The sequence below is a fragment of the Burkholderia aenigmatica genome (assembly GCF_902499175.1).
GTDB lineage: Bacteria > Pseudomonadota > Gammaproteobacteria > Burkholderiales > Burkholderiaceae > Burkholderia > Burkholderia aenigmatica.
Genome location: NZ_CABVQC010000120.1, coordinates 1 through 9,599, shown reverse-complemented (window position 1 = coordinate 9,599; position 9,599 = coordinate 1). Strand labels below are relative to the sequence as shown.

General features: G+C 58.9%; 9 protein-coding genes. 8 read left to right on the top strand and 1 reads right to left on the bottom strand.

The genetic code is table 11. The features are described from left to right. Positions 1-118: 118 nt before the first annotated feature. Positions 119-820 carry a hypothetical protein gene (locus BDO18943_RS41635; protein WP_175026625.1) on the top strand — a complete coding sequence of 234 codons (702 nt, stop codon included), beginning with the start codon at positions 119-121 and terminating at the stop codon, positions 818-820. 185 nt (positions 821-1,005) lie between these two features. Here BDO18943_RS41635 and BDO18943_RS41630 read toward each other — a convergent pair whose 3' ends face one another. Then, the gene (locus BDO18943_RS41630) at positions 1,006-2,739 is read right to left on the bottom strand and encodes a GNAT family N-acetyltransferase (RefSeq protein WP_025496167.1); all 1,734 of its coding nucleotides are present in this window, start codon (positions 2,737-2,739) and stop codon (positions 1,006-1,008) included. 627 nt (positions 2,740-3,366) lie between these two features. On the opposite strand from BDO18943_RS41630, the gene BDO18943_RS41625 reads away from it, so the two are divergent. From BDO18943_RS41625 to BDO18943_RS41595, 7 genes are all read left to right on the top strand, one after another. Then, positions 3,367-4,083, top strand: a complete 717-nt coding sequence (locus BDO18943_RS41625) for a hypothetical protein (protein WP_175026624.1) — start codon at positions 3,367-3,369, stop codon at positions 4,081-4,083. 75 nt (positions 4,084-4,158) lie between these two features. Then, on the top strand, positions 4,159-5,589 hold the full coding sequence (locus tag BDO18943_RS41620; protein ID WP_025496169.1) for a DNA cytosine methyltransferase: 1,431 nt from the start codon (positions 4,159-4,161) through the stop codon (positions 5,587-5,589). Between the two features lie 119 nt (positions 5,590-5,708). Further along, a complete protein-coding gene (locus BDO18943_RS41615) occupies positions 5,709-5,993 on the top strand; it encodes a hypothetical protein (RefSeq protein WP_025496170.1) in 285 nt (94 codons plus the stop codon). A gap of 144 nt (positions 5,994-6,137) precedes the next feature. Beyond that, a complete protein-coding gene (locus BDO18943_RS41610; RefSeq protein ID WP_210771977.1) occupies positions 6,138-7,169 on the top strand; it encodes a phosphoadenosine phosphosulfate reductase family protein in 1,032 nt (343 codons plus the stop codon). Positions 7,170-7,512: 343 nt separating this feature from the next. Beyond that, positions 7,513-7,704 (top strand): hypothetical protein, encoded by a 192-nt coding sequence (locus tag BDO18943_RS41605; protein WP_025496172.1) that lies wholly within the window; start codon positions 7,513-7,515, stop codon positions 7,702-7,704. A 209-nt stretch (positions 7,705-7,913) separates the two neighbouring features. After that, positions 7,914-8,606 (top strand): hypothetical protein, encoded by a 693-nt coding sequence (locus BDO18943_RS41600; RefSeq protein ID WP_025496817.1) that lies wholly within the window; start codon positions 7,914-7,916, stop codon positions 8,604-8,606. A 166-nt stretch (positions 8,607-8,772) separates the two neighbouring features. Beyond that, positions 8,773-9,534 carry a hypothetical protein gene (locus BDO18943_RS41595; protein WP_175026622.1) on the top strand — a complete coding sequence of 254 codons (762 nt, stop codon included), beginning with the start codon at positions 8,773-8,775 and terminating at the stop codon, positions 9,532-9,534. The last annotated feature ends 65 nt before the right edge of the window (positions 9,535-9,599 follow it).

Below are 9,599 nucleotides of genomic sequence, written 5' to 3'. Positions count from 1 at the left end.
TAACCCTTAGTCCTGCTTCACAGGGTGGGGGAATTTGCGCGACCATAAGTGGGGGAGTTTCAACTGACCGTCCGGGATCTGGAACCGATATGACGTTCTGGACCAGAAACAGCCTGAAGTGACCGTTCGCGACGCTGCAAAGGCACTGCTCAATGCTTTCGGCGGGGATACACCGTCCTGGCTGCGAGAGGAGGCTTTCGCTCTTGAAAATGCCTTGGCTCGCGAAGCCGGAGCAATCGAGGGGAAACTGCCGGCGGCGCGGGAAGGGCGCAAGCCTGAAATCGCGTCTACCGAGGTGAACTGGAAGGAAGTGGCCGGATCGCTCTACGGTGCAGTCGATTCACTGGAGACTCAGGTCAACCAGATGAAAGGGCTGTTCCCGGACGAGGACGGTCTGATTCAGGAGGCATTGGAGGAAGCCGGCGAGGCGACCCGGAGTTATCTGGCGGCGTCTCGCGCGAGTCGCAACAGCGCAATCGGACTGCTGGAAAAGCCGGTTACGTCGCGAATGCTCGCTGAGCAATATCCGATGAAAGGCTCGATGCCTCATGCGGTCGTGCATCAGCTGTACCAACTGCGCGAGGCCGAAATCGCCACCCTGAGTCAACAAGCGGTGATCTTGGAGTCGGACCTCCGCGAACTTGATCGAGGTGGACGGACTGTCGTCGCAAGCTTGCTGTATGCGAAATGTGATGACGTCGCCCGTAACGCGCTCTTGCATGACGAGCACCCGCACGTGCGTAGCTGCGCAGTGATTTCGCGCTCGGAACTTGAGCAGGAGACTGGGCACAAGCCGTCGACCCCATCGATCGACGTGTAATCGATAAGCCTGAAATCCGCCCGCCGTGTGCTCCCTGAGAGTGCGCTGCCCGCACCACAAAGAAGGTGTTGGCAATCGTGTTGGGCGGTGATTCTCACGAGCCTCTTCGGAGGCTCGTTCTTTTTAGTCGCCAGCATTCGGCTCAAAGTACCCGACGTTCTGTCCTCGAATCTGCCCCTTCGCCATCAGGCCGGCGGGCGCGCGAGGCTCATCGACAAAAGAGTCAATTCATGTCCCCGATGCACCCACGGCAGATAGGGAACGTCGAACACCTCGATGTTTTTGTCACACACAAACGTTCCAGAGCCTACGCTTCGTCTGAAAATCTCTTGGACTTCCAGGACAGGTGAACACAATTCTAGTTGCGGCCCCTCGGCGCTTCCTTGGGCGGCTTTTGCGACCCACTCTTTGTATGGATGAATCTTCATTTGGAGCGGGCAAAGCCGGCAAGCCAGAATCGAGGGGGTCGCCAATCCCCGAATGCTTCGACGTATCGCTTCGTTAAGCAATTTCTTGCCCAAGCCCTTTCTTCGATGGTCCTCCCGAACCTCCCAGTCGCGTAATACCATGACACGGTCGAGCAAGCTCTTGTTGACGTCGAAGCGATACGCAGCTTGCGCCAGTCCAAGTCCCGCTTCCCGTAAGTCGTCGTGGTCGTGTTCGTCTAGACACCAGGCCAGTTCGTAGGGAGACGTCTCACCCTCGCCAATGAAGAGCGCAAGTCCTAACTTGGCGATGAGCTCATCGTTACTGTCGTGAACGACTGCTTCGAATTCGTAAAGGCGCGGACCATTGGTTTCGAACCAACGGCGCACTCGGAAAATGCTCAGTTGGAATTCACCAAACGGTTCCCGAAAGGCGACTCGTTTGATTGAATCAGGGTCCATGTACCCGTAATTTTCCGCCCAATCAGTTTGCACCTTCTCTGGAGAGCCTGAGTAGAAACTCTCATAGAAGCCCGTCTCTCCAACGTCTCGAATCAGCGCATCCTTAACGGTCAAGCTGAGGAGAGGTTTGAGCGTATCGATCAAAAAATCACGGCAAATAATTCGAGACAATGGCGACGAGACGGCGCGATCGACCTCTAACGTTCGATTTCTCAAATCGCTGCTGTCTTGGTCGAACCAAGGTGAAATCTCCGAAGCAGGGCCGTATTTGGCATAAATGGTTTCAAGCTCGTGATGGACGTCAACGACCGCGTGCGCCCATCCGGAATACCCAAATCCCTTGTCGTACCTTGCGTTAGCTAGAGACAAGTCCATCATCTGACCGACCGTGATTGCGCTCAGGGACTTCCACGGAGCGCGCCGCCCGTTGACGACTGGTACTCGTGCCAAAACCGAAAGCAAGATGCTAGCTGGCGTGATTCCAAGATAGTACTGGAGTCCATGCAAAACGATTTGCATAATCTCCTTGTTTTCTCCCCAGTACACGCGCTCGGGGTCCTTCTGGAACATGATTCTTCGAAGAATTAGCTCGGCGGCCGGACGGTCGATTTCCTCGGGGCCAGCAATCAGTAGCGCTTCGAGCATGCGGCTGAGGATGGCCTGGACAAGCGGGCACACTTCGTCGGCTGGTGTCAGTTTCCAGAGCGCCGTTGTCATCAAGAGACTTTGATACCACGCACCTCGCTCTGCGTCTTCCGTTTTGGCGAAGTTGCGCGCAAAGCGGCTAAGCTCATCCCAGCTTTGAAATCCCCGCAAAGCGGCGCTCAGGTCCAGAAGTTCGTGATGGGGGTAAGAGCTTGACAGCGTTTTGGACAAAAGTTCTGCCTTTGTCTTCACTCCTCGAAGACAGGCGTCGGCAAATTCTTGACCTTCTGTACGTCCCGCAGGTACCGAGCGCCGCGCAACAGCACACGCTCTTTCAAAAAGCGCAATGTTGCTCGCTCGGCCAGTTGCCGATTCGACGGATGGCATGTTCATCTCCAAACAGGCTAGACGGCTGCTTGTTCTCCAAGGTGCTGCTCACTCGCACGCGCCCAGCCCAATCGAAGATGAAAGGGAAACCGCGTGTAAATCGTCTGCTTTCAATGCTGCCTCGGGCTTCGCCTGTGTGAGCGGCGGGGGCGCATCGGACCCGCCCAAACGCTAACATCTTTGGCCCAGTTCCGCAAAGAACCGGTAACAACCCGCTTTCACCGTGTGCTTGGTTCCGTTCGTTGGCCTCGACAACAAAAGGGTGCGGCTCCAAATCCGCAGAGGGGAACTTCAGAGGGTGACCAGGGCGGTTCGTTCCGGCAAAATCGAATCTCATGAAACGTAGCGTTCGGGGGGCTTTGGGAAATCAACCTACCCTTACCAACACCATTGTGGTAAGGGTAGGGAGTGTCGGCGGAATATTTGGGAGTGTGCCGATCTGGGGAATTTTCCCATCAGGAAGTTTGTGGCAAAATAAGTCCGTTTTCCCAACGGCAGCTAGTCCGAAATCTAGCCTTATTGCGGTGCGGTCTGACCGCAATCGATTCTCACCATCCGGTGATTCTCAACCCATGCGGGGCATCTCGGCCCTGGTGGGCGTGTGCTTCGCGGTTCATTGGAGCACACATGAAACAGCAAAACATCAAGTCGTTCATCGCCCCGATTCTCGTGGGGAAGGTCTTTCCGTACGCAGTCTTGGTCAAGGCAACCGATGCCGATGGCCCGGGTGAGTACGAGGCCAATGGCCTGATGTACGAAAACGGCCACGTGCTGCTCGAATACCCGTTCCGTCGTCCGGGGCAGAGTATCGAGCAGGCCACGGTCGAAAGCGCCGATTCGGCGAATCAGAACCAGATCGATATCACCACGGCCGTGTTGCCCGACGGGACTGAACTGACCCGCGGCGAAGCCTGGGAAGAGATCTCGTATCCGTCGAGCTGGGCCGATCGCGTCAAGGCGGCGATCGCGGCTCACGGTGAAGCGTCGTTCCTGCGCGGCGACCATCGTCTGTCCGACGATGGGCACGCGGAAGGTGCACGACTGTCTGCCGAGCTCAATCAGGCCGAAGACAATCTGTACCGTCTGCTCGGTCTGAAGGCGAACGTCGATGAGGAGCGCACCCGCATCAAGGTGGCGGTCCTTTGCGACAACTCGCAAGGTATTCCCGAGATCCGCACGTTCGAATTGCCCGTTTCCGACGTCGATATCGACGAGGGCGAGCACTACGACGTCGCGATCGAGCGTGCCGTCGCGGAAGGCTACGGCGGCAAGATGGTCGCGTTCGACGAACACGACCAGGCCGCGCGGTACCTCTTCGAGACTGCTGCCTGGTTCACGAAGTAATCCACCTTGTTTTCAACCCTTGCGGGATGCGTTCCCGCAGGGAGCGCTTCTCGCACGTACCCCCTGGAGAAGCATATGAAATCCCTTCAAGGCATGGAGATTCGCAAGCTCGGCAGCAACAAAGGCACGCCGCGCCTGTGGATCGAAGGCTCTCAGGCGAGCCGTGCTGGCTTCCTGCCGGGCATGAAGCTCAAAGCCAAGCTAGACGAGGACCGCTGTATGTTGGTCCTCGAGGCGTCGGACGACGGCGAGCGTGTCGTATCCAAGAAGGTCGTGCGCGAGCGCGAAGTTCCGGTAATCGACATCCAGAACGAAAGCCTCCTCGGCATCTTCGTTCGCATGGGCCTGACGGCCGTCCGCATCGTGGTGCAGCTGCGCCGAATCTTCGTGCTTCCGATCGCCTCGGAAGTCCGCGCGAAGGAACGGCTCGACCGGCTGAAGTCGAAGCTCGCGAATGACGAACCGCTGCTCATGGGTTCGTTCTCGTCGGGAATCGGCATCCTCGACCGAGCCGCTCATACGGGGCTGGAAGAGGCAGGCATCCGCTCGCGGCTGGCACTCGCGAACGAGATACGGGACGATTGCATGGAGCATGCGATCGAGCACAACCCGGTTTTCGACGCGCAGACTATCCTGCTGACGGCTCCGATGCAGGAAGTGGTGTTCGACAACTGGGTGATGTCTCAACTGCCCAAGCTTGACGGCATGGTGCTCGGTATCCCGTGCAGCGGGGCATCAAACGCTGGGCGCACGAAGCGGAAGCTTGAGTTCCCAGAGTCGCACCCTGACGTTGGGCATCTGATCGTACCGGCACTGGCGGCGGTGGCTCAAACCTCGCCGGCCTTTGTTGCCATCGAGTGCGTGCCCGGCTGGCTGAACACGGCGTCGGCCGCGATCGCGCGCTCGATGTTCCGAGACCTCGGGTATGTCGTCCACGAGACCGTGCTGAATGCGGCCGAATGGAACATGCTCGAGCATCGTGAACGCATGTGTATGATCGCGGTCACGCAGGGCGTCGAGTTCTCCTTCGATCTGGTCGAGCGTCCCGAGCCTCAGGCTCGCAAGCTGGGCGAGATCATGGAGGTCGTCGCGCTGGACGATAAGTGCTGGTCGCCTCTCACGTATCTGAAGGACAAGCAGGAACGCGACGAAGCGGCAGGGAAGGGATTCAAGATGACGATCGTCAACGAAGAATCTCCCAAGGTGCCGACGCTCAACAAGACGCTCGCGAAGCGTCAGAGCACCGGAACCTTCCTGCAGCATCCGGCCGACCCGGATCTTCTCCGCATTCCCACGGTACGCGAGCATGCTCGCTGCAAGGGGATCTGGGAGGATCTCGTGCAAGGAGTCACGCAGACGTTCGGTCATGAAGTATGTGGCCAGGCCGTCAGCGTTCCGCCTTTCGTCTCGGTTTTCAAGGCCCTCGGCCATGCGCTGCTGGCGTTCAAACAAGCGACGTCGATTTCATTTGCGTCGTTTGTGCGGGCCGAGGCTGTCGCGGCATAAGTTGCATCCACCCTTGGCGGGACATCGCTTCCGCAAGGGGGATGCTCGCTTCACTTTTACCCATGCGGGGACGCGCTCCCTGCCGGGACTGCTTCCCGCAGATTTTCTGAGAGAAGCAGATGAGAGCCGCAAAACAACCGAAGTTCGTCCGGTCCGACAATTTCCTGACCCGATTCGCTCACGCATGCGGGTACCTCGATAGTGCGACGCTGAACGACGACCGTCAGGCCATTTCGTTGGGAGTTGACGGGGCTTGTTATCACGTGAGAGCGCGGCCGTACAACGGCCATGCGCGCGTGTGGGAGTGCTTCGAGCTTGAAGAACGGGGAGACGCGGTCAAGTTGTTCCGCCGCCTCATTCGTGAACGCAGTGCGAAGCGCAACGTCAACCGCACGTATTCCTGACCACCCGAATGGGCGCTGCCGTCTGGAGATTCAGGCAGGGCATCTGTCAGCAGCGTTACGGAAAGTCACATTCAACCCTCGCGGGATTTCGCTCCCGCTGGGGGTGATGCTCGCGATTTCGGCCTCACGGCCATGGAGAGCATCTTGGAAGCACTAAACGGTCGGCCTCCACAGCAGCAGTTGCTGTTCGAGGTGGAACCTCCTGCGGATGCCGACTCACCGGTCGCGTTTGATCCGCACGCATACGACAAGTACGTCGTTATGTTCAGCGGGGGAAAGGACTCGGCGGCAACGGTCCTGCACCTGCTCGATATTGGCATCGATTCGAGTCGCATCGAACTCTGGCATCACGACGTTGACGGGCACGGTGAATCCTTCATGGATTGGCCGGTGACCAGCGACTACTGCCGGCGGTTCGCGGCTGAATTCGGTCTGCCGTTGTACTTCAGTTGGCGCGAGGGTGGTTTTCTTCGGGAGATGCTTCGCGAGAACCAGTCCACCGCGCCGGTCATGGCCGAAACGCCGGACGGGTTGATCCAGGCCGGCGGAGCTGGGCCGCAGAACACGCGGCGCAAGTTTCCGCAGGTCACGGCGGCTCTGTCTCAGCGTTGGTGCTCGGCCAGCCTCAAGGTCGACGTCGGCGCCGCGGCGATGCGGAACCAGCATCGCTTTTTGGGTATCCGCACCCTCGTCTGCACGGGGGAGCGCGCTCAAGAGTCCGCAGCGCGGTCGAAGTACCGAGCCAACGAGCCGGATCGTTGCCACACGCAGAGCCGGCACGTCGATCACTGGCGTCCGGTACTGCAGTGGTCCGAGGAGCAGGTGTGGGACATCATGAAGCGTTTCGGTGTACGTCCGCATCCGGCGTACTACCTTGGCTTCAACCGTGTGTCCTGCGCGCATTGCATCTTCTCGGACTGCCACCAGCGGGCGACTGAGCGAAAGCTGATGTCGGTGCGCTTCGTGCGGATCGCCGATCTCGAAAGTGAGTTCGGTCTCACGATTCACCGCACGAAGTCGGTTCATCAACTGGCCGATGAAGGCACGCCGTACGGGTATGAGGAAGAGACCGCTGCCCTTGCGCTCTCGACCGAATATACGGTGCCGATTCGGATCGCCACGACCGATTGGACGCTGCCGTCCGGAGCCTTCAAGCAGGGCGCCGGTCCGCAGTGATGTGGAAAGCAGTTCGCAGCAAACCAAGCCCGCGCGTCTTCTCTCTTGAGAAGGCCGCGGGCTTTTCCGTTCAGGAAATCCCCCGTTATTTGTGAACGTTTATCGATTGTTCACGTGAACTGTCTGACGGAAAATTTCGCATTATGCAAAGCGTCGCTCCCCGATGCGTTCCCCCGCGCAACGCCCTCGATTGGGTGCGGGAGGGCGCTCGCCTGGTGTGGCGAAAAATCATCGTACATGTGGCGGGTTCCCGAGACGACTTCCTCGGCGTTCCGCCGCAGTAGATGCCTAAAACGATTCCGGTCGAGAGCCTTCCGGCTTAACGACTGGCCACGGAGTGGACATGGCAGGGCAGTACTGGATCGATGCGGTTCAACACGAATTGGCGGTCGGGCTTCTGCGCGAGGCGCTGAAGCACATCAGTGACAAGCCATGGGAAGAGTCGACGCTGCTCCATGCGCGGATTTCGGAATTTCTGGGCGAGCCCATCAAATACCCGGATGCTGTTGTGCTTGCGCGGGCGGGCCGGCTTTGACCAAGGGAATTGAGCATCTGTAACCGGCGGGGAACACACCCGGATTCTCACTTCCCCCTTGAATCGGGATCTCCCCCTGATACGGTGGTACCACCCGGATGACAACCCGGCGCAGTAAAATGCCGAGCCGCTGGTTACGCCGCATGGATCGCTCCGGTGCGGCGCGCAGTCCGCTCGAGTGAGCGGGATCACCAATTTCTGAGGCCACTATGCCGTTTCTCGCTATCACCGCCTTCCTGATGTACGCGAATATCTTTGCCGCCATCCGGCAAATCGGAAAGCCGGGGAAGGGACCTCTGATCGGCGGCGCGCACATGCTGACGTGCCTGGTGGCATCGATCGCCTTCCTCGGTGGAACGGAGCTGATTCAGTTCAACCTGTTTGGCGGCATCGGCGGAGCTGCCTACAACTGGACGCCGCTGGCGTATTTCGTCGTCGGCTTGCTGAGCCTGATCCTGTTCGGGATCAAGTTCGTTTCGGCTACGCGGGCCGGCCAGTCGGGCGGGAATCTGAGGTTCGGCCTGTCGCTTTGGGCGGTCTTCGCAGCTCTCTATGTCTGCGGGACGGCCATCGACCACTGGATTTTCTTTCGTGACGTCAACAGATCCGGCTCGATGGACGTCGGCTTCACGGGTGAGCAGATGACCTGCAGTGGCGACGAGATCCTTGTGCGCCTGAAAGCCGATACCGCTGTTTATCGGTGCCCGAAATCGATCAGGCTGGGGCGCGACTACGCCCAGCCGTTCGTGCCGTGGCCGAGCTACGTGCAAGGCGAGAGCGCCAAGCTCAAGGCGAACGTTGATGCGGTGCAAAAGGCGGCTGCCGAGTCGAAAGACGGCGTCGTACATCTGCCGGACGGCGTGACCAAGTATCTGTCGCAGCCAACGCAAGACTCGGACTGACCTGTGCGGCATCGAGGAACTTCTCGTCAGGAATTCCGCGATATACTGATGCCTGATTTTCGACGGTAGCTGGACCGAAACCAGCCCAAAACGCACTATTCCGTGCACAACCCTAGCGGGGCAGCTTCCCGCCGGGGGCCTGCTTCGCACTTTTCAGGAGCAGGATATGTCTCAATCCTCCGTGGTTTCCCGTCGGGACGTGGTCCCGTTCAATGTCACGTTCGAGGCGACGGGCTTTACCGACGCCGATCTGTGCACTCGCGAGTTCGCTGACGACGAAGCGCGAGGTTTCAGCGAAGTTGCGATGACCGAGGGACAGTTCCCAGCCGGAATCCTTTCCGTCGTGCGGGGATGGATTTCGGAAGACGATGCGCAGAAGCCGACAGATCGCAAGGTGTTCGTCTGCGTCACGTTGCGGGTTTACGCCACGAGCGTCGACAACGCGTCTCGCACGGCTCCGCCGGCGGTACTGCTCGCGCGAATCGTAGACGCGATGGCATCCACCGAAACCGGTGAATGCCTGGTGAGCCTCGAAGGCAATTGGACGGTCACAGAAGTCGTCCCGTTCGGTGAGCTGGCAGATGGTCAAGCTGGGGAGGATCCGGCCGAGACGGTCCGTCAAGGTCGTCCGGACGGGGAATTGCGGGAAAAGCGGATTCTCGCCGTCTTTCTTCCGCAAGCCTGGGTGAACGACTACGCGACGTACGTCGACGGCCAGCAAGCCGTGGATGTGACGCAAGTCGTGCTTGAGATGGATCTGCAGAAGATTCATGCTCTCCGCGACTACTCGGATTCAACAGATGCTCTTGTCGACACTGTTGCACTCGGTCATAACGGTCCGTTCACGGTTCGTGCCAAGGACAGCATTTGCGATTTCTTCGAGGCGAAGGACCTGTCCAACATCACCGAATCCATGCTGCTAGTGTAGCGTTCGATTCTTGATTGAACGTAAATGAATCGCCTGCCTCCAACGTCTACTTTGGTTTGCATTGG

What these genes read in the sequence shown, in the direction of transcription:
- BDO18943_RS41630 (WP_025496167.1), bottom strand. Translation starts at nt 2,739, where the DNA reads ATGCCATCCGTCGAATCGGCAACTGGCCGAGCGAGCAACATTGCGCTT.
- BDO18943_RS41625 (WP_175026624.1), top strand. Translation starts at nt 3,367, where the DNA reads ATGAAACAGCAAAACATCAAGTCGTTCATCGCCCCGATTCTCGTGGGG.
- BDO18943_RS41620 (WP_025496169.1), top strand. Translation starts at nt 4,159, where the DNA reads ATGAAATCCCTTCAAGGCATGGAGATTCGCAAGCTCGGCAGCAACAAA.
- BDO18943_RS41615 (WP_025496170.1), top strand. Translation starts at nt 5,709, where the DNA reads ATGAGAGCCGCAAAACAACCGAAGTTCGTCCGGTCCGACAATTTCCTG.
- BDO18943_RS41605 (WP_025496172.1), top strand. Translation starts at nt 7,513, where the DNA reads ATGGCAGGGCAGTACTGGATCGATGCGGTTCAACACGAATTGGCGGTC.
- BDO18943_RS41600 (WP_025496817.1), top strand. Translation starts at nt 7,914, where the DNA reads ATGCCGTTTCTCGCTATCACCGCCTTCCTGATGTACGCGAATATCTTT.
- BDO18943_RS41595 (WP_175026622.1), top strand. Translation starts at nt 8,773, where the DNA reads ATGTCTCAATCCTCCGTGGTTTCCCGTCGGGACGTGGTCCCGTTCAAT.